General features: G+C 61.7%; 17 protein-coding genes and 2 pseudogenes. 10 read left to right on the forward strand and 9 right to left on the reverse strand.

Features of this window, described 5'->3' with window-relative positions:
- Window positions 1-114: 114 nt before the first annotated feature.
- Both J3P97_RS11420 and J3P97_RS11425 read right to left on the reverse strand, forming a co-directional pair.
- On the reverse strand, window positions 115-987 hold the full coding sequence (locus J3P97_RS11420) for an NAD-dependent epimerase/dehydratase family protein (protein WP_434674182.1): 873 nt from the start codon (window positions 985-987) through the stop codon (window positions 115-117).
- Window positions 984-1,916: a glycosyltransferase family 2 protein gene (locus tag J3P97_RS11425; RefSeq protein ID WP_434674183.1), complete on the reverse strand. Its 933-nt coding sequence runs from the start codon at window positions 1,914-1,916 to the stop codon at window positions 984-986. Before J3P97_RS11425 ends, J3P97_RS11420 begins: the two co-directional genes overlap by 4 nt.
- 350 nt (window positions 1,917-2,266) lie before the next feature.
- Between J3P97_RS11425 and J3P97_RS11430 the strand changes: the two genes are divergently transcribed.
- Together J3P97_RS11430 and aldA are read left to right on the forward strand one after the other, a co-directional pair.
- A complete protein-coding gene (locus J3P97_RS11430) occupies window positions 2,267-4,444 on the forward strand; it encodes a PQQ-dependent dehydrogenase, methanol/ethanol family (protein ID WP_434674184.1) in 2,178 nt (725 codons plus the stop codon).
- Window positions 4,445-4,510: 66 nt separating this feature from the next.
- Window positions 4,511-5,947: an aldehyde dehydrogenase gene (gene aldA / locus J3P97_RS11435; RefSeq protein WP_434674185.1), complete on the forward strand. Its 1,437-nt coding sequence runs from the start codon at window positions 4,511-4,513 to the stop codon at window positions 5,945-5,947.
- A 223-nt stretch (window positions 5,948-6,170) separates the two neighbouring features.
- Here the strand turns inward: aldA and J3P97_RS11440 are convergent.
- The 4 genes and pseudogenes from J3P97_RS11440 to J3P97_RS11455 all read right to left on the reverse strand — a co-directional run.
- Window positions 6,171-6,233 (reverse strand): annotated as a pseudogene (locus tag J3P97_RS11440) (hypothetical protein); the annotation flags it as partial.
- 315 nt (window positions 6,234-6,548) lie between these two features.
- Window positions 6,549-6,611: pseudogene (locus J3P97_RS11445) on the reverse strand (hypothetical protein); the annotation flags it as partial.
- Between the two features lie 313 nt (window positions 6,612-6,924).
- Entirely contained in the window at window positions 6,925-8,868 is a 1,944-nt protein-coding gene (locus J3P97_RS11450) for a sigma-54-dependent Fis family transcriptional regulator (RefSeq protein WP_434604463.1), read from the reverse strand.
- 161 nt (window positions 8,869-9,029) lie between these two features.
- The gene (locus J3P97_RS11455; protein ID WP_434568775.1) at window positions 9,030-9,926 is read right to left on the reverse strand and encodes an alpha/beta fold hydrolase; all 897 of its coding nucleotides are present in this window, start codon (window positions 9,924-9,926) and stop codon (window positions 9,030-9,032) included.
- A 227-nt stretch (window positions 9,927-10,153) separates the two neighbouring features.
- Between J3P97_RS11455 and J3P97_RS11460 the strand changes: the two genes are divergently transcribed.
- The 7 genes from J3P97_RS11460 to J3P97_RS11490 all read left to right on the forward strand — a co-directional run bounded on the left by J3P97_RS11460 (window position 10,154) and on the right by J3P97_RS11490 (window position 16,302).
- Complete coding sequence (locus J3P97_RS11460) at window positions 10,154-10,579, forward strand: YciI family protein (protein WP_434604468.1); 426 nt, start codon at window positions 10,154-10,156, stop codon at window positions 10,577-10,579.
- Window positions 10,580-10,602: 23 nt separating this feature from the next.
- Entirely contained in the window at window positions 10,603-11,010 is a 408-nt protein-coding gene (locus J3P97_RS11465; RefSeq protein WP_434568773.1) for a VOC family protein, read from the forward strand.
- Between the two features lie 170 nt (window positions 11,011-11,180).
- Entirely contained in the window at window positions 11,181-11,885 is a 705-nt protein-coding gene (locus J3P97_RS11470) for a heavy metal response regulator transcription factor (RefSeq protein ID WP_434568772.1), read from the forward strand.
- Window positions 11,885-13,258: a heavy metal sensor histidine kinase gene (locus J3P97_RS11475; RefSeq protein WP_434568771.1), complete on the forward strand. Its 1,374-nt coding sequence runs from the start codon at window positions 11,885-11,887 to the stop codon at window positions 13,256-13,258. Before J3P97_RS11470 ends, J3P97_RS11475 begins: the two co-directional genes overlap by 1 nt.
- 294 nt (window positions 13,259-13,552) lie before the next feature.
- Window positions 13,553-13,813 (forward strand): DUF2790 domain-containing protein, encoded by a 261-nt coding sequence (locus J3P97_RS11480; RefSeq protein ID WP_434568770.1) that lies wholly within the window; start codon window positions 13,553-13,555, stop codon window positions 13,811-13,813.
- 44 nt (window positions 13,814-13,857) lie between these two features.
- Window positions 13,858-14,913 carry an SDR family oxidoreductase gene (locus tag J3P97_RS11485; protein ID WP_434674186.1) on the forward strand — a complete coding sequence of 352 codons (1,056 nt, stop codon included), beginning with the start codon at window positions 13,858-13,860 and terminating at the stop codon, window positions 14,911-14,913.
- 69 nt (window positions 14,914-14,982) lie between these two features.
- A complete protein-coding gene (locus J3P97_RS11490) occupies window positions 14,983-16,302 on the forward strand; it encodes an NTP/NDP exchange transporter (protein WP_434604473.1) in 1,320 nt (439 codons plus the stop codon).
- 148 nt (window positions 16,303-16,450) lie between these two features.
- On the opposite strand, the gene map is transcribed toward J3P97_RS11490, so the two are convergent.
- The 3 genes from map to J3P97_RS11505 form a co-directional block, all read right to left on the reverse strand.
- Window positions 16,451-17,230 (reverse strand): type I methionyl aminopeptidase, encoded by a 780-nt coding sequence (gene map, locus J3P97_RS11495; RefSeq protein WP_434674187.1) that lies wholly within the window; start codon window positions 17,228-17,230, stop codon window positions 16,451-16,453.
- Window positions 17,227-17,439, reverse strand: coding sequence for a ParD-like family protein (locus J3P97_RS11500; protein WP_434568766.1), 213 nt, complete (start codon window positions 17,437-17,439; stop codon window positions 17,227-17,229). Before J3P97_RS11500 ends, map begins: the two co-directional genes overlap by 4 nt.
- Before the next feature lie 79 nt (window positions 17,440-17,518).
- Complete coding sequence (locus J3P97_RS11505) at window positions 17,519-19,075, reverse strand: TerC family protein (protein WP_434674188.1); 1,557 nt, start codon at window positions 19,073-19,075, stop codon at window positions 17,519-17,521.
- Window positions 19,076-19,387: 312 nt separating this feature from the next.
- On the opposite strand from J3P97_RS11505, the gene J3P97_RS11510 reads away from it, so the two are divergent.
- Window positions 19,388-19,681, forward strand: a complete 294-nt coding sequence (locus tag J3P97_RS11510; protein ID WP_434568764.1) for a metal-sensing transcriptional repressor — start codon at window positions 19,388-19,390, stop codon at window positions 19,679-19,681.
- Window position 19,682 lies beyond the last annotated feature (1 nt).

Here is a 19,682-nt window from a genome sequence, read left to right on the forward strand (position 1 = left end):
GCCGGCCATCCAATATCTTCGTTGATTGACACTCCGCCATCGCGAGCAGGCTCGCTCCCACATTGGATTTTCGGCAGGCAGGCACAAAACATCCTACCTATCGCCAAGGCCGTTTCAGCGTCCAGGCAAATCTTCATCCAGCAGCTGAAACGCCTTGGGGGCAAAGCCAAACTGTTGACTGGCCTGCGAGTGGTCGAACACCAGGTCCTGGTTCATCCGGGCCACCAGCGCGCTGGAAAGGTGCCGGTAGCGTGGCAGGCATCGCATGATCGAAACGCCCCAACCCAATGCCTTGGCTGGGAGGGGCACTGTTCGAACCGGGCGTCCCATGGCCTGGAAGATGCGTCGCACCATGGTGTGATACGGCACGATTTCTCCCCCCGACAGGTTGTAGCCACCACTGGGCAAGTCAGGTATGTTCATGGCCGACAGGCAAGCCTGGATAACATCATCACCATGCACTGGCTGGCGCAACCCGGTGCCGCCACCGATCAGTGGGAAAAATCCAAAGCGCTGGATGAAACGAGCGATTTCCGAAATATTCTTGTCGCCACCAAAGCCATAGATCAGGGTCGGTCGCAGGATCACCCATTCGATCTGCCGTTCGGTCGCCCACTGCTCAAGTTGTTCTTCTGCACGTATCAAGCGTTGCGCCACGTCTCTTTCCCGAGGGTCGGGCGATGCATGCTTGGCAAAACGGCTGGTGGAAGACAGGACGACAACGCGTTTGACCTGGGTGCTGGCAAGGCGCTCCAGATAGTCGGACAACACCCAGATGGGAGCGAAGGACAGCAGGGTGTCCAGCGTCAGTCCTTGCCAGTCGTCAGCCTCTCGCCAGGTCACTCTCGGGCAGGACGAAACCTTGGACAGGTTTCGGGTGAAGGCGCTTGTCAGGTGGCCGTTTCGTATCAGCAATGGCAGGACGCGTCGGCCCAGGAAACTGGAACCGCCCAGTATGCCTACCCGCAAATTGAAGTCTGTTGTCATAGGTTGCTTGCATTTTTAAATCGGCTCGTCGCGTGGCGAAGGACCATCAGGCTGAATCGAAACCAGACTCCGATCACCACGCTGATCCATAGGATGGCGGGGTATTTGCGGCGGAAAAATTTGCGATAGAAGCGCAGGAATCCCAAATGTTTGTGCCATTCGACGAAATACGGGCGATGCCGACTGCAGCCTCCAAACACATGCATCACCTGAGCATCAGGCACGAACAGAACGCTCCAGCCAGCTTGGTGGAAGCGCATGCACCAATCCAGGTCCTCGCAGTGCAGGAAGTACTCTTCGTCCCACAACCCGACGCTCTCGATGGCTTCGCGCTTGACCAGCATGCAGGCTCCGGAAATGGCTTCAACCACAGTGGGCGTGCTGGGTAGCGGCTCCTTGTGCAATAGGAAATCAGACAGAACCGATGGGAAAAACATCGAGAGCCGTGACAGTCCGAAAGCCCGCATGAAGGCGCGCCGGGGCGTGGGGAACACCCGGCGCCCACCGGCTTGCTCGCTGCCGTCCGGGTTGCACAGGAACCCTCCGACCATGCCGATCTCAGGCGAGCTGCGCAGTGCCAGGAGCAAACGGTCCATGGCATTGGCTTCCAGCACGGCGTCCGGGTTCAAGAAAAACAAATTGGTGGCTTCCGACAGGCGGGCACCCTGGTTGCACGCCACCGCGAAGCCGAGGTTGGCGGCATTGCGCACGATTTCAAGCTTGTCATCGCCGGCGTGGGTACGCTCCAGCCTCGCCAGGCTGTCATCGTGGGAATTGTTATCCACCACGATCACTCTGGAAGCGCCGGCGGCAAACGCCGACGCTACACACGCCAACAAAAGCTCACCGGCGTTGTAATTGACGACGATCACATCGCACTCGCCGCATAAGGATGATGTGGCCGATTCATCGATAGAGCGCAGATCCATTGCTTTCAATTTCATTACTCCCAGCACAACCTGAATACATATGAAATCGCAACTACACAGGTGTGTATTTCAAGATAGCAGGTCCGCGCCCTTCGACCAGTTTCTGGGCAGGTCTGCGCCTCGAGCCAGTCATATTCCACCGCGTCGAGTGTCGACTTTCGCTGTGTCAGGTCCGGCACAACTGTCGCGGCCAATGCGACAGCTGTCGCGCGCGGACGCAATCGGCGGCCAGGGATGAGGGCCCCGTATTACGGGGCCTGCAGCGATATTTATAACGGTGGCATGGGGGTTGCTCTTCTTCTGGTGCGCAGCGCAATGGCTTCGCTACTAATAAGAACCAGGAGTCTCCCATGACACAGATTGGCCTCGCCGTGCCTACTGCTTCTGCGAACGCGTGCCCGCGCGTTCCCCTCAAGACGTTATTTATCGTGCTGGCGCTTACCCTCAATGCCGCCCCAGGCTGGGCGCAAGACATTGCGGCGAATGTCGATGGCAAGCGCATCATTGCCGCCGACCGGGAGCCGGGTAACTGGATGAGCACCGGCCGGACCTACGACGAGCAGCGCTACAGCCCCCTGAACAAAATCAGCGACCAGAACGTTGGCCAGCTGGGCCTCGCGTGGAGCTACAAGCTCGATCTGGACCGCGGTGTCGAGGCCACGCCGATCGTGGTCGATGGCGTGATGTACACCACCGGTCCGTTCTCCGTGGTCTACGCCCTGGATGCGCGCGACGGCAAGCTGATCTGGAAGTACGACCCCAAGTCTGACCGCAACCGCGCCGGCGAGGCCTGTTGCGATGCGGTCAACCGGGGTGTCGCGGTATGGAAGGGCAAGGTCTACGTGGGCGTGCTTGACGGCCGCCTGGAGGCGATCGATGCCAAGACCGGCCAGCGCGCCTGGTCGGTGGACACCCGCGCCGACCACTCGCGCAGCTACACCATCACCGGGGCCCCGCGGGTGGTCAACGGCAAAGTGGTGGTCGGCAACGGCGGCGCCGAGTTCGGCGTACGCGGTTACGTCACCGCCTACGACGCTGAAACCGGCAAGCAGGCCTGGCGTTTCTTCACGGTACCGGGTGACCCCAAGCTGCCGCCGGAAGACAAGGCCATGGCGATCGCCGCCAAGACCTGGCACGGCGATGCCTATGTGGCCCAGGGCGGGGGCGGTACGGCCTGGGACTCTTTCGCTTTCGACCCGGACTTGAACCTGCTGTACATCGGGGTGGGCAATGGCTCGCTGTGGGACCCGAAATGGCGTAGCCAGGCCAAGGGTGACAACCTGTTCCTGTCATCCATCGTCGCGGTCAATGCCGACACCGGCGAGTACGCCTGGCACTACCAGACCACGCCAGGAGACGCCTGGGACTACACCGCCACCCAGCACATGATCCTGGCGGAACTGCCGATCAATGGAAAGCCGCGCAAGGTCCTGATGCAGGCGCCGAAGAACGGTTTTTTCTACGTGATCGACCGCGCCACGGGTGAGCTGCTGTCGGCCAAGGGGATCGTGCCGCAAAGCTGGACCAAGGGCATGGACATGAAGACCGGCCGGCCGATCGTCGACGACGAGAACGCTGCGTACTGGAAGGATGGCAAGCGCAAACTGGTCACACCGGCGTTCTGGGGCGCCCACGACTGGCAGCCGATGTCCTACAACCCGAACACGGGCCTGGTGTATATCCCGGCGCACATCATGTCGGCCTACTACGAGCACATCCCCGAGGCGCCGAAGCGCAACCCGTTCAAGAGCATGTACCAGTTGGGCCTGCGCACCGGGATGATGCCGGAGGATGCCGACGGGCTGCTGGAAATGGCCAAGGGCTGGTCGGGCAAACTGATTGCCTGGGATCCGGTCAAGCAGCAACCGGCCTGGGAAGTGCCTTATGTGACGATCTTCAACGGCGGCACCTTGAGCACCGCCGGCAACCTGGTATTCGAGGGCAGCGCCGATGGCCGGGTGATCGCCTACGCCGCCGACACCGGCAAGAAGCTCTGGGAGCAGCCGGCGGCCAGTGGCGTCATGGCCGCGCCGATTACCTACAGCGTGGACGGTGAGCAATACGTCACCTTCATGGCCGGCTGGGGCGGAGCCTTCTCGACGTTTGCCGGGGCTTTGTCCCTGCGCGCCGGGGTGCGGCCGTTCTCCCAGGTGCTGACTTACAAACTGGGCGGCACCGCGAAACTCAACGAGCCGGCGCCGCTTGCCGACACGCCGAAACCGCCGCCGCTGACCGCTGACATGGCGGCGGTGGACGCCGGCGGCAAGCTCTATGACGGCTACTGCTCGCAGTGCCACGGCATCCATGCCGTCAGCGGTGGCGTGCTGCCGGACCTGCGCAAGCTGACCAGCGAAAAACACCAGATGTTCCTCGGCATTCTTTATGGCGGCCGAGTACCTGACGGCATGCCGTCCTTTGCCGATGCCTTCACGCCGGAACAGGTCGAGCAGATTCATCAATATCTGATCAAGCGCGCCCACGACCTGCAGCAGGAAGGCGGCGTCTGGAAAACCTTCAGCGCCAAATGAACGCCCGCGACGCAGGGGCCGGTGCGCCTCTGCATCGCTTTCGACACTGACCGCGAGAGCAGACCCATGACCGAGATCATCGATTACCAGAACTTCATCGCCAACGCCTTTGTCCCCAGCGAACCGAGCATCGAGGTGCACAACCCGGCCAACGGACGCTTGCTGGCGCGGGTGCCGCAAGCCAGCGGCGAACAGGTTGAAGCGGCCGTTGCCGCGGCGCGCAAGGCGCAGAAAGGCTGGGCGGCCCGCCCGGCCATCGAACGCGCTGGTTACCTGCGCAAGATCGCCAGCAAAGTGCGCGACAACGCCGAGCGCCTCGCCCATATCATCACCGCCGAACAGGGCAAGGTGCTGGGGCTGGCGCGGGTGGAGGTCAACTTCACCGCCGACTATCTGGATTACATGGCGGAATGGGCGCGGCGCCTTGAAGGCGAGGTGCTGACTAGCGATCGCGCCGGCGAAAGCATCTTCCTGTTGCGCAAACCCCTGGGTGTGGTCGCCGGCATCCTGCCGTGGAACTTCCCGTTCTTCCTGATCGCACGCAAGATGGCGCCTGCGCTGGTGACCGGCAATACCATCGTGATCAAGCCCAGCGAAGAAACCCCGATCAACTGCTTCGAGTTCGCCCGCCTGGTCGCCGAGACCGACTTGCCGGCAGGCGTGTTCAACGTGGTCAGCGGCACCGGCGCAACCGTGGGACATGACCTGACCAGCCATGCCGGCATCGACCTGATCAGCTTCACCGGCAGCGTCGGCACCGGCTCGCGAATCATGGCCGCAGCGGCGCCGAACATCACCAAGCTCAACCTGGAACTGGGCGGCAAGGCCCCGGCGATCGTGCTGGCGGACGCCGACCTGGCGCTGGCGGTCAAGGCGGTCACCGCGTCGCGGGTGATCAACAGCGGGCAAGTCTGCAATTGCGCCGAGCGGGTGTACGTCGAACGCAAGGTTGCGGATCAATTCATCGAGCAGATCGCCGCGTCGATGGCCGCGACCCGCTACGGCGACCCGCTGGCCGAAGACAATCTGGACATGGGGCCGCTGATCAACCAGGCGGCGCTGGACAAGGTCGCACAAATGGTCCGGACCGCCACGGGGCAGGGGGCCGAAGTGGTCACCGGCGGCGCGGTGGCCGACAAGGGCCAGGGCTTTCATTACCAGCCGACGGTGCTGGCCGGGTGTGGCAGCGACATGGCGATCATGCGCCAGGAGATTTTCGGCCCGGTGTTGCCGATCCAGATTGTCGATGACCTGGACGAAGCCATTGCCCTGGCCAACGACAGTGAATACGGCCTGACCTCATCGATCTATACCCGCAGCCTGAGTTCGGCCATGCGCGCCAGCCATGAACTGGATTTCGGCGAAACCTACATCAACCGGGAGAATTTCGAAGCGATGCAGGGTTTTCATGCGGGGGCGCGCAAATCCGGTATCGGCGGCGCGGATGGCAAGCACGGTTTGTATGAGTACACCCATACTCATGTGGTTTACATCCAAATCTGATCATCACCTGTGCTTGGAAAAATGCCGGCTCCCGCCTGATGCGGTCAAAGGGAAACCGGGATCCCGTGGCGAGGGAGCTTGCTCCCGCTGGGTTGCGAAGCGACCCCAAACCTGGCGAAACGCGGAGCATCAGATGCACCGCAGCCGCTGGTTTACGACTGCTTCGCAGCCGAGCGGGAGCAAGCTCCCTCGCCACGGGGCTGTCGAAAGCCTTCCAGTAGCGTCAGGGCTGATCGTTAGGCGCGACGACGCCGTGCTTTTTCATCTTGCGGTACAGCGTCGAGCGCGAAACGCCGAGTTCGGTTGCGGCGGCGCGGATGGCAAGCACGGTTTGTATGAGTACACCCATACTCATGTGGTTTACATCCAAATCTGATCATCACCTGTGCTTGAAAAAATACCGGCTCCCCGCCTGATGCTGTCCGAGGGAAAACGGCGATCCCGTGGCGAGGGAGCTTGCTCCCGCTGGGTTGCGAAGCGACCCCAAACCTGGCGAAACGCGGAGCATCAGATGCACCGCAGCCGCTGGTTTACGACTGCTTCGCAGCCGAGCGGGAGCAAGCTCCCTCACCACGGGGCTGTCGAAAGCCTTCGAGTAGCGTCAGGGCTGATCGTTAGGCGCGACGACGCCGTGCTTTTTCATCTTGCGGTACAGCGTCGAGCGCGAAACGCCGAGCTCGGTGGCGGCGGCGCGGATGGCAAGCACGGTTTGTATGAGTACACCCATACTCATGTGGTTTACATCCAAATCTGATCATCACCTGTGCTTGGAAAAATGCCGGCTCCCGCCTGATGCGGTCAAAGGGAAACCGGGATCCCGTGGCGAGGGAGCTTGCTCCCGCTGGGTTGCGAAGCGACCCCAAACCTGGCGAAACGCGGAGCATCAGATGCACCGCAGCCGCTGGTTTACGACTGCTTCGCAGCCGAGCGGGAGCAAGCTCCCTCGCCACGGGGCAGTCGAAAGCCTTCGAGTGGCATTACGGCTGATCGTTGGGCGCGACGACGCCGTGCTTTTTCATCTTGCGGTACAGCGTCGAGCGCGAAACGCCGAGTTCGGTGGCGGCGGCGCTGATGTTCCAGCGCAGCCGACGCAAGGTGCCCAGCAGTTGACGGGCCTCTTCGCTCCCGAGTTGTTCACCCAGGTTGCTGGTCGACGGTTGGGTGCTGCCAGGCAATCGCAGCGCTTGCGGTGAGAGTAATTCGCCGGGCAGGCAATCCAGGTCGATCACGCCGTCTTCCGCCAGGGCCACCGCGTAGCGCAGGCTATTGAGCAACTGGCGGATGTTGCCGGGCCACGGGTAGTCGATCAGGCATTGGCGCGCATCGGCGTTCAGCCGTAACCCGCGGGCGCCAGGTTGGGCGGCGAGCAATTTGTCGATCAACTCGGCCCGGTCACTGCGTTCGCGCAAGGCCGGCAGCGCCAGGTTCATGCCGGCGAGGCGATAGAACAGGTCTTCGCGAAAGCGCTTGTCGCCGATCATCGCCTGCAGGTCCTGGTGTGTAGCCGAAATCACCTGGACATCCAGGGTCACCGGCACCTCGGCCCCCAGAGGCGAGATTTCACGCTCCGCCAGCACCCGCAGCAAACGGGTCTGCAAATGGGCGGGCATGTCGCCGATCTCATCAAGGAACAGGGTTCCGCCGTTCGCCAGCTCCAGTTTGCCTTTCATGCCTTTGCGGTTGGCGCCGGTGAAACTGCCGGCGCGATAGCCGAACAGCTCGCTCTCGATCAACGTTTCCGGAATCGCCGCGCAGTTCAATGCCACGAAAGGCCCGGCGCGACGTTGGCTGGCCTGGTGGATGGCACGGGCAAAGGCCTCCTTGCCGGTGCCGGTCTCGCCGGTAATCAGGATCGGGATGCCCTTGTCGATCACCTTGCGCACGCGTCGCACGTTCTGTTGCAGCCGGGCGTCGAGACCGGCGAGTTGCTGCAGATCCGGGTGAGCCTCAGGGGCCGGGCGGGCGACGGGCAGCGGGCGGTGCCGTTCGGAAGGGATACGCAGGCCGACTTCCAACAATGCTTCATCCTGACGACGGCGCAAGCGCACACCCTGGGCGCCGCCATTGGTGAGCCGGAGCAGTTCGTCCACCGTAGTCGGGAGCAGGCTGTCGATGAGCGTGCCGAGCAGTGCCGGCTGATCTGCCAGCTCCAGCGCGACAAACGCGGCACGGTTCGCGCCGATGACGCGACCACTTTCATCGAGCGCGAGCAGTTGCTCGTTGGCCAGATCGGCAATTTCATCGATGGGTTTGAGGGACAGGGTCAAGCGGTCGCGATAGCGCTGGCGAAAGTCTGCGTTCTCGATCAGCCGCGCATACATGATCACCAGTTGCAGCGTGAGGTACTGGCTTTCCCGAGGGCCCTCGTTGTTCATGCAGGTCGCATTCAGGCAGCCGCGTAACAAGCCTTGGGCATCGAAGATCGGCGCCACCGAGCAGCTCAGGCTGAAATTCGATGCCAGGAAGTGCTCCTCACGATGAATGATCAACGGCTGCGCCGCCGCCAGGGTGGTACCGATACCGTTGGTGCCCACCACCGACTCGTCCCACTGCGCGCCCACTACCAGCCCCGATCGGGTGTAGATGTCGTGCTGGCTGGGGAGCCGGGAATCCAGGGTGATGCCATGCTCGTCGCTCAGCAGTACGGCAAAACCGGCTGGCACCACGCGCTGGGCCAGGCCGCTGACGCCCTGGCTGGCGATGGAAAGATATTGCTGGTGCTGTTCCTGATGACGCCGTATGGCGTCGGCGCTCAGGATATTCTTGCGGCTCGGCGCGCCAGGATCGAGCCGGTGCTCCACGACGCTGCGGTACCAGGATTGCGCAATGACCCCGTCCGGCCTGAGGCCGCGCCCGGAAAAGTGGTCGTTGACGAACGCCGCGAGTTCGCCGGGGATCGTCTGCGTGTCATGCAGGGTCATGAATTGCTCCATCAGGCGTGAGGCCCGCGAAGGGCCTTCACAGCGATCTTGTTATTGGACGATGGCCGCCGTTGCAAGTATCTACCATAGACGCTGGAGCGTGAATTTTCAGCCTCTGGAAATGTTCGTAATTGATGCCGAGGAAGTTTCGCCGCGTGAAATCACCTGGCGCCGGGGACCGGTGGGAGCAGGAACCCGAGCACCTCGTCAATCAGAAGCCCTGGCGCTTCCTCTGCAATGTAATGCCCCGACGGCAGGGCTTTTCCCCGGACGTCGCCGGCAACCTTTTGCCATTCGCCAAGCGGATCGAAGCAGCGGCCCACAACGCCGTCAGCTCCCCATAGGGCGAGTAACGGCAGTGAGAGTTTCCTGCCGGCTTGCAGGTCGCTCTTGTCGTGCTCCAGATCGATACTGGCACTGGCCCGGTAGTCTTCACACAGACCATGGGCTGCCCCCGGTAGTCTCAGGCAACGCAGATACTCGGCCAATGCCGCTTCGGTGAAGGGCGCCATGCCCGCGCTGCGAGCCCCCATGACGCTGCGCAGATACAACTGCGGATCCGCTTCAATGAGCGTCTCGGGAAAAGGGGCTGGGCGAATCAGAAAGAACCAGTGCCAATAGGCGCGGGCGAAAGCTTCATTGGTCTGCTCGTACATCGCCAGCGTCGGAGCAATATCCAGAACGATCAAGCGTTTTACTGCGTCCGGGTGATCCATCGCCATCCGACAGGCCACTCGTGCGCCCCTGTCGTGAGCCAACACGTCAAACTTTATGAATCCCAGTTCGCGCATCAGCTCCACCCCGTCCAGCGCCATCTGCCGTTTGGAGTAGGCCAGGTGCTGCGCGTCGCCCGGCGGTTTTTCGCTGTCGCCGTAGCCCCGAAGATCCGCCGCCACCACGGTGAAATGTTGCGCCAGCGGCTCGGCGATCTTGTGCCACATCACGTGAGTCTGAGGGTGCCCGTGAAGCAGTAGCAAACCTTGGCCACTGCCGCCTTTGCGGTAGTTGACGGTGATACCGTTGACGTGGCATCGACCCGATTCAAATGAGGCAAACATCGCTCGAAACTCCTTTTGGTTGTTGCTCCCATTCTAGGGCGAGCGCGCTGTGGTACGAAGGTACGGCCCGTGAAAGCTTTCTTCACGAATCGTGAGTAACTGGACGCCCTACACGCGATGGTTCAAAAAAATCGCCTCGGGTTGTCGATTTGCGTCATCGCCATTCGATTAACCTGCAGAGCCGCCACACGGACGGCTTGATCCATCTACTCTGAGGAGCTATGAGCATGCGATTTATGGTGATCGTCAAAGCCAGTCCCGAATCCGAAGCCGGAGAAATGCCCAGCGCGCAGCTGCTGACCGCCATGGGCGCCTACAATGAAGAGCTGGTCAAGGCCGGGGTGATGCTCGCCGGTGAAGGCCTGCATCCCAGTGCCAAGGGTGTTCGCGTACAGTTTTCCGGAAACAACCGGACCGTCGTCCAGGGCCCGTTTGCCCAAACAGGGGAATTGATCGCCGGCTTCTGGATCTTCCAGGTCCAGTCGTTGCAGGAAGCTGTCGACTGGGTCAAGCGCTGCCCCAACCCCATGGTCAGCGACAGTGAGATTGAAATTCGCCAGATCTTCGAGGCTGAGGATTTCGGCGAGTCTTTTACCACCGAGTTGCGCGAGCAGGAAGAACGTTTGCGAGCGCAGATATCCGATCAATCGTGAAACCGCAGACAGGAGAGCAGAGCATGAAAATCATTCCCTACCTGACCTTCAACGGCCGCTGCAAGGAAGCCTTCGCGTTGTACCAGGACGTGCTGGGCGGCGAGCTTTTTTCCATGTCCTTTGCCGAGGCGCCCGAGGACGTCGGCATGCCCAAGGACCCCAATCTGATCATGCACACCTGCCTGACCGTGGGCGGCTTCAGCCTGATGGCTTCCGACTGCGCGCCCGGCCAACCGTTCAGCAAGCCGCAAGGCGTGTCGGTGTCTCTCAATGTCGACAGCGCGGAGGAGGCCGAGCGGCTGTTCAATGGCCTGAGTGCCGGCGGCAGCGTGCAGATGCCCTTGGGCAAGACTTTCTGGGCGGAGCGCTTTGCGATGTTCGAAGACCGTTTCGGGGTCGCCTGGATGGTCAACTTCGAGGGGCGGCCATAAGTCGGACTGCCGGCACGGCCGCGCCAATTCTGACAGGAATGTCAGGAAGCGGTCAGGCTGCGGACACCTTCGGCCCGATACTCTGCTGGACGCTGTACCGGTCTGCCCGGGCCGCTTGAAAGATGCATGAGCGCCTGTACAGCGCACCCCTTTGCTGGAGGAAATATCCGATGCGGTTGCTCATCGTCGAGGACGAAGAAAAAACGTCTTCCTATGTCCATCGTGGCTTGAGCGAGCTCGGCTACATTGTCGATGTCGCGACCAATGGTATCGATGGCCTGCATTACGCGTTGGAAATGGATTACGACGTGGTGATCCTGGATGTGATGCTGCCGGGCAAGGACGGCTACGGCGTGTTGCAGGGCTTGCGCCTGCACAAGAAGACGCCGGTGATCATGTTGTCGGCCAGGGGCACGGTGGATGATCGGGTCCGAGGGCTGCGCGAGGGTGCTGACGACTACCTGGGCAAACCGTTTTCCTTCGCCGAGCTTGTTGCGCGGGTCCAGGCATTGATCCGACGGCGTGCCGATGACGCCGCCGACCCGACGCATTTGCGCATCGACGACCTGGAGGTCGATCTGCAGGCGCGCAAGGTAACCCGGGCCGGGCTGCGCCTGGACCTGACCGCCAAGGAGTTCTGCCTGTTGAGCCTGCTGGCGCGACACCAGGGTGAGATTCTCTCCAAGTTGATGATTGCCGAGCAGGTCTGGGACATGAATTTCGATAGCGACGCCAATGTGGTCGAGGTCGCGATCAAGCGGGTGCGGGCCAAGGTGGATGCGCCGTATCCGCGCAAGTTGCTGCATACCGTGCGCGGCATGGGTTATGTGCTGGAGAGCCGTGAACTCAGTGACAGGCAAGCGGGTACAGCGTGATGAAGGGATCCATAGCCAAGCGACTGGCGTTGATGTTCGCGCTTGCAGTCACGCTGATCACCGCGGTCAGTGCGACGCTGTTGCGCTGTTCGTTGAAGCAGTCGCTCGACGAGCAGATGCAGAACGAGCTGATCCTGCGCCATTCGGTGCTCGATCCGGTGCTCGCCAAATACGATTCGCCGGCGTTCTGGGTCGGCTTGCGACAAAAGCTCGATGGCCTGACGCCCGCGGATGAGCGCGTGCGTTATTGGGTGGTGGTCGACGACCCGGCCTACAGTTATGGCGGGCCGATGCCGGACGGCCTGGACTGGTCGAAGCGCCCGGATGGTTTCGCCACCCTCGATCTGCCCGACCGAGACCGCCCGATGGTGCTGATGGTCGAGACCATTGCGGCCATGGGCAGCCGTCCGGAATTGCGTTTTATCGTGGGATTGGATTCGACGCCGTTCATGAAGACCCTGGATGATTTCACGAGGATATTGATCCTGACTTCTGCGCTGGGGGTCGTGCTGGTGGCGCTGCTCGGCTATTGGATCGCGCGTTTTGGCCTGGGCCCGGTCCGGCGCCTGAGCCGGCAGGCCAACAGCCTGCCGCCGGGGGATTCGAAGCAGCGACTCGACACGCAGGCGCTGCCCGGCGAATTGCAGGAGCTGGCGGTGTCGTTCAACGGCGCCCTGGCGCGCCAGGAAGCCGCCTGGTGCCAGCTCGAAGGGTTCAACGCCAATGTGGCCCATGAGCTGCGAACGCCGCTGACCAACCTGATCGGGCAGACCCAGGTCGCATTGGCCCACGGGCGGGACGTGAATGAGCTTCAGGACCTGTTGCAGTCCAATCTCGAAGAACTGGAACGGATGGGCACCATCGTCAACGACATGCTGTTCCTGGCGGGCGCCGAAAGCGGCCAGCGGGCAACCGAGCTGAGCGATGTCTCGCTTTACGAGGAAGCGTCGAAGACCGTGGAATACCTGGAGCCGGTCCTGCACGACAAACAGTTGAGCGTGGTGATCCAGGGCGACATGCGCGTGTGCATCGATCGGCGTCTGTTCCACCGTTCCCTGGCCAATCTGCTGCAAAACGCGGCGCGCTACGCGGTGCCGACAAGCACCATCACGGTGAGTCTGGAAAACCATGGCATGCAGGCCAGGGTGAGCGTTTCCAACGCCGGCGAACCGATCGAAAGCGTGCACCTGGAGCATCTGTTCGAACGCTTCTATCGAGCTGACGTCGCCAGGGCCCGAAGTGACGCGCACCATGGCCTGGGGCTCTCCATCGTGCGGGCGGTGGCGTCGATGCACGGTGGGCGGGTGTTCGCCCACAGCAAGGACGGACTCAACACCTTCGGCTTTTCCCTGACGAGCCAGGCAGCGCGATAGGCGCTGGCTCGCGAAGCGTCAATATCGCCGTCGGCCAAGACGGCGCTTTCGCGAGCAGGCTCGCTCCCACAGTGGATCTCCAGCAGCCGAAGAATTCCGGGTAAACGCCGATTTCTTGTGGGAGCGAGCCTGCTCGCGAAGAGGCCGCACATCAATATCCCGTTGGCTGAGCCACCGCGTTTTTCCCGGCGCCGGCGTTTGACATGTTCCTGTCAGTCGCCGGTCACCTTGACGTCAGTGTCCCCCTCATAAAGTGCAACCACTATCCCGGTAAGGGCATTTGTGGAGACCACTATGAACATTCAGAACCTGTCGATCGCCAGTCTGTTGGCCGTCATCGCATTAGGCGGTGCGCCGCTCTATGCGAAAGAGCAAACCAATCCCCCGGCTTACGAATACGGCATGCCGCTGGACGTGGCCCAGGCCATTCGCATCGAGGCGCCGAGCCCGTCGGTGTGCGAGGTGGTGCGAGCCAAGATGACCTATGTCGATACCCAGGGTGAACTCCGGCACGTCAGCTTCCTGCAGCTGGCCGATGCGTGCTCCATCCAGTGAACACTGGCCATACCCCTTCATCACCCCCACCAGAGAAGCCAGTCATGTGGAATAGAACAACAATCCCCGCAATCGGACTTTCGCCCAACCTGGGCCGGATCATCACGCTGGCCCGGACGCTCGCTGCGGGCGTAGCGCTGTTCAGCGCCATCAGCGTCGAAGCATCGGCTCGCGTTGCACCCAAACCCGACTGGTCCACCAGCGACATACCGTCGCAGAAAGGCCGGATTGTCCTGATCACCGGTGGCACCAGCGGCATGGGTTATGAAGATGCGCTGGCATTGGCGCGTGCCGGTGCCGACGTCATTATCGCCGCCCGCAACCCGGAGCGCGGCGCGGAGGCCATCGCCCGTATCCGCGAGTCCGTGCCCGATGCCAAGGTGCAATTCGAGGCCGTGGACCTGGCCAATCTCTCATCGGTAAGCGCGCTGGCCCAGCGTCTCCAGAGCAAGCTGCCGCGCCTCGACGTGTTGATCAACAATGCCGCCATCATGGCGCCGCCAGAGCGCGGTATGTCTGCCGACGGTTTCGAACTGCAACTGGCGACCAATTACCTGGGGCACTTCGCGCTGACCGGCCTGCTGGTGCCGCTCTTGCGCCAGAGCCAGGACGCCCGAGTTGTGAGCGTTTCAAGTATTGCGGCGACGCGCGGCACGATGAATTTTGATGACCTGCAGTTCGAGCGCAAATACGACCCGTACGCGGCCTACGCGCAATCGAAACTGGCGGTGCTGCACTGGGCGTTTGCCTTGCAGCGGCGCAGTGATGCCGAAAACTGGGGTATTCGCAGCATGGCGGCGCACCCCGGGGTAGCGGTCACCGAGTTGGTCGCGCGCGGGCCCGGCCTCGAAAGCGAGTTCGGCCAGCGCTGGGCAAAGGATCGCGACGCGTACCACTCGGCGGCGCAAGGCGCGTTGCCCACGTTGTATGCCGCTACCGCTGTGCGAGCCGTGGGCGGTGCTTATTACGGCCCGACTGGGGACGATGAAAGGCGCGGTCCGTTGGGTTTCGCCAAGACGCCGCCTGCCGCGAACGCGCAGGCGGATGCCGAACGGCTCTGGGCCATCTCCGAGCAACTGACCGGCGTGACCTATCGCTGACGCAGCCTGGGCGCGGGCATTCGTCCCCGCGCTCGACCTCCGGCTTGTTGCCGTTTCCCAGGAGTTTCCATGAGTACCCCTTCCTATTTGCATCGGCTGAGCCTGGCCCTCAACGCCCGTGACGATGAACTGCGTCCGGCAATGTGCGGGTTCCTGTTGTTCCTCTGCCTGTTCACCGGCTACTTCATGTTGCGTCCGATCCGTGAGTCGATGGGGATCGCCGCGGGTGTGGAGAATCTGCAATGGCTGTTTACCGCGACCTTTCTCGTCATGCTGGTGGCCGTGCCGTTGTTCGCCTGGCTCAGCGCGCGAGTGCCGCGCCTGCGCCTCGTCGATTGGGTGTATGGCTTCTTCGTCTTGAACTTGCTGATGTTCGTCGAGCTGTTCCAGTTCGATTCGGACAACGTCTGGCTGGCGCGTATTTTTTACGTATGGATTTCGGTCTATAACCTGTTCGTCGTCTCCGTGGCCTGGAGCCTGATGGCCGATGTATTCGACAGCGAGCAGGCCAAGCGCCTGTTCGCCTTCATCGCGGCCGGCGCCAGCACCGGCGGCCTGCTCGGGCCGGCCTTGAGTGCACTGCTGATCGACAGCCTCGGTGCCTCGGGGTTGATGTTCGTGGCAGCCGTGTTGCTGGGGGCCACGCTTGGGTTGAAACGAACCTTGATGCGTTGGCGTGAAACCGGTGGGGCCGGGCGTCCCGGCGCGGCACCCACGCAAAGCCCGCAGCGGCCCCTGACTGGCAATCCGTTCAGCGGCATGACGGCGGTGTTCCGTTCGCCGTACCTGCTGGGGATCGCCGGTTTCGTCGTGCTGCTGGCAACGGTCAGCACCTTTCTCTACTTCGAGCAGGCACGTCTGGTGGCCGAGCTGTTTCCGGACCGCCAGGCCCAGGTACGCGTCTTCGGCACTATCGATTTTATTGTGCAGGCGGGCGCGCTACTGTCCCAGCTGTTCATCACCGGGCGCATCGCCCCGAAGCTCGGCATCGGTGCGTTATTGGCGATCGTCCCGCTGATCATGTGCATCGGCTTCGTCGGTCTGGCACTGGCGCCAAGCTTTGCGATCCTCGCGACATTGATGATTGTGCGAAGGATCGGCGAGTACGCGTTCGTGAGGCCGGGCAGGGAAATGCTGTTCACGCCGTTGGACGCGGAAAATAAATACAAAGCCAAGAACTTTATCGACACGGTGGTTTATCGCGGCGGTGATGCGGTCAGCGGTTGGATCAAGACGGCGCTCGACATGCTGGGGCAGGGCGCCGGCCTGGTCGCGTTGATCGGCGCAGGGTGTGCGTTGCTGTGGGCCGGCCTTGGATGGCGACTGGGACGGCAGGCTGACCATCGCCGTGATGAACTGGAGCTGGAAGCTGGCGTTGCCGAAACCTAGGCATCCATCGAGCTGTTCGCCCGGCGGATTCGAAAGACTCTGTGGGAGCGAGCCTGCTCGCGAAGAGATCGGCACATCCAGCATATTCATCGACTGTGGTAGCGCATTCGCGAGCAGGCTCGCTCCCACAGGATGAATAAACAGTCGTTCAAAGCGTGCCCGTGATCTTGTCCGATTCGTCCGGCCGCAACGTCAGCACCGAAAAACCGGACGCCGTAACGGCCACGGTATGCTCGAACTGCGCGGAGAGCGCGCCGTCCCGGGTCACCACGGTCCAGCCGTCGGCTTCGGTCCTGACGTCCGATCTGCCCTGGTTGAGCATCGGTTCGATGGTGAAGACCATGCCCTCGCGCAGGACCAGGCCCGTTCCCGCTGTGCCGAAGTGCAACACCTGGGGTTCCTCGTGCATTTGCCGGCCGATGCCGTGGCCGCAATATTCACGGACCACCGAATAACCGTTGCGTATCGCATGGCCTTGGATGGCCGAGCCGATGTCGCCCAGGCGAGCGCCCGGGCGGACGGCGCGGATGCCCTTCCACATGGCTTCATAAGTGACCTGGACCAGCTTCCTGGCGGCTGGGTCGACGTTGCCGATCAGGTACGTCTTGCTCGAATCCGCGATATAGCCGTTCTTTTCCAGGGTGATGTCCAGATTGACGATGTCACCGTCTTGAAGCACTCGCGAGCGCGAGGGCACACCATGGCAGACCACTTCGTTGATCGAGCAGTTGAGTACAAAACCGTACCCGTACTGTCCCTTGCTGGCGGGGCGCGCATGGAGATCACGGACGATGAAATCCTCGACCATTGCATCGATCTGCAGCGTTGACAGCCCCATCAAATTGGTTTGATCCAACCGTTCGAACACCAAGGCGAGCAGTCGGCCGGACTCGGCCATCAGGGCCAGTTCTTCGGGTCGCTTGATCATTGCCAGTTCGCCTCCAACGGTTGCGCCGTAACGCCGGCGTCGCTGAGTTCGCGCTGGATGATCTCGTTGAAACTGAGGGTAGGGTTGGTCTCGCACAGCATGCCGACCTTGATCCAGAAGGCCGCCTGCGCGTTGATCGAACGGCAGGAGACCTTGGTGGCCTTGCGTAGCTGGTCGTGAAGTTCGTCGTCGATGTTGACAATGCCCATGTGTGGCTCCATATGTTTCGTATATCGAGGATATACGTTTCATATGCTGTGGCGCCAGCACCATTTGGCAGCTAGCAGGTCATGCCTGTTCCTCGATACGCAGCAAGACCCTGGTTACCCGACGCTCTTCAACCTCCATGACGGTCATGCTCCATCCCTGCCAATTCAGGGTATCGCCAATCATCGGCAAGCGATCCAGCAAGCTCATCACCAGACCGGCAAGGGTCTGGTAATCCTCCGTCGCGTACGCCTGAAAACCGATGTGTTCGCGAACCTGGCTGAGGTTCAGGGCCCCGCTGACGAGGAAACCGTCCTCTTGCGCAACAATATTCGGCCCGTCGATTTCACTGGCGTCGGGCAATTCGCCCGCAATGGACTCAAGGATGTCGGTCATCGTGAGCAGGCCGACGAAGTCACCGAATTCGTTGACCACGAAGGCGATGTGGGTCGACTCCTTGCGCATTTGCTCCAGCGCGTTGAGGATCGTGAAACTGTCGAGCAGGTTGATGGCTTTGCGCGCCATGGCTTCCAGATTCGGTTGATTGCCCGCCAGTATTTCCTTGAGCAGCTCCTTCTTGTGGACGAAACCCAACGGCTCATCCACGCACCCGTCGCGAATCAACGGCAAGCGCGAATACGACGAGTGCATCAGCGTCGTACGGATGTCTTCCGGCGTGTTTGCCAGGTCGAGCTGGTCGATTTGCGCGCGAGGGGTCATCACACTGCGTATCGGGCGCTCCGCCAATTGCAGTACGCCGCTGATCATCACCCGTTCGCGTCGATGGAAAACCTGCTCGGGCTCCTCGCCTTCCAGCAGGTCGGCGATTTCTTCGCCGACTTCATCGGCCCCCAGTTTTTGACCGCCCAGCAGGCGCAACACCGCGTGAGCGGTACGCTCGCGCATCGGCCGAAGACCTCGCAGGCTTTTCTTGCGCCGCGAGCGCGCCAACTGGTTGAACAGCTCGATCAGGATCGAGAAGCCAATCGCGGCGTACAGGTAACCTTTTGGAATGTGGAAACCCAGGCCCTCGGCGGTGAGGCTGAAGCCGATCATCATCAAAAAGCCCAGGCACAGCATGATGACGGTAGGGTGGCCATTGACGAATTTCGTCAACGGCTTGCTCGCGATCATCATCAGGCCGATGGAGAAGATCACCGCGATCATCATCACTGACAGATGTTCAACCATGCCCACGGCGGTGATCACCGCATCCAGGGAAAAGACCGCATCCAGCACCACGATCTGCGCAACGATCGGCCAGAACAGCGCATAGGCGGCGTTGCCGGAACGTTGCGCCACGTGGCCCTCGAGCCGCTCATGCAACTCCATGGTTGCCTTGAACAACAGGAACACGCCGCCAAACAGCATGATCAAGTCGCGGCCCGAGAACGTCTTGCCGAACACTTCGAAGAGCGGGTTGGTCAGGGTCACCATCCAGGAGATGCTCGCCAGCAGGCCCAGGCGCATCAGAAGCGCCAGGGACAGGCCGATGACTCGGGCACGGTCGCGCTGCGCGGGGGGGAGCTTGTCCGCCAGGATGGCGATGAATACGAGGTTATCGATGCCGAGCACCAGCTCCAGCACGATCAGGGTCAGCAGGCCGAGCCATGCCGTGGGGTCAACGATCCATTCCATGGGTTATTCGCTCCCTCGGGCGTTCAATGCGAGGGAAGAGGGCTGCAACCGCGATGTGCGCGGCGCTGAAGCGGGGGAGACCGTGTTTCTTGAAAAGCGACTGGGAGGTTCCTGGAGGGTGTTCATACGGGCCTGGCAATAATTCGGGAAGAAATCCTACAACGGTTCCCGGTACTTCATGTGAAGCGATTTATTACAGGATCTGACGAAGCCGCAATGATGCGCGGTGCATCATACGGGGAGCGCTTGTTTGTCATATCCCCCTGGGGGGGATATGATCCGGCGCATTCCATAGCGATCCGAGCCTCGTCCATGAGTGAACTCAACCACGATCATCCCCATGTCCACCAAAGCCATGAAGCGATCATCAAGCGCCTCAAGCGGGCGGACGGTCACCTGCGCAGCATCATCCTCATGATCGAGGAGGGTCGTGATTGCGTGGACATCGCCCAGCAGTTGCATGCGGTGGAGAAAGCCGTGTGCCAGGCCAAGCGCACACTGATCCAGGATCACATCGATCATTGCCTCGAAGACACCGTTTCGGCACTGGACAGGGGCGAGCGCGCGCCGCTGGAAGCCTTCAAACAAATCACCAAGTACCTCTAGG

Origin of the sequence: Pseudomonas sp. R1-15, from assembly GCF_051132085.1 — a bacterium.
In the GTDB taxonomy this organism is placed as follows: domain Bacteria; phylum Pseudomonadota; class Gammaproteobacteria; order Pseudomonadales; family Pseudomonadaceae; genus Aquipseudomonas.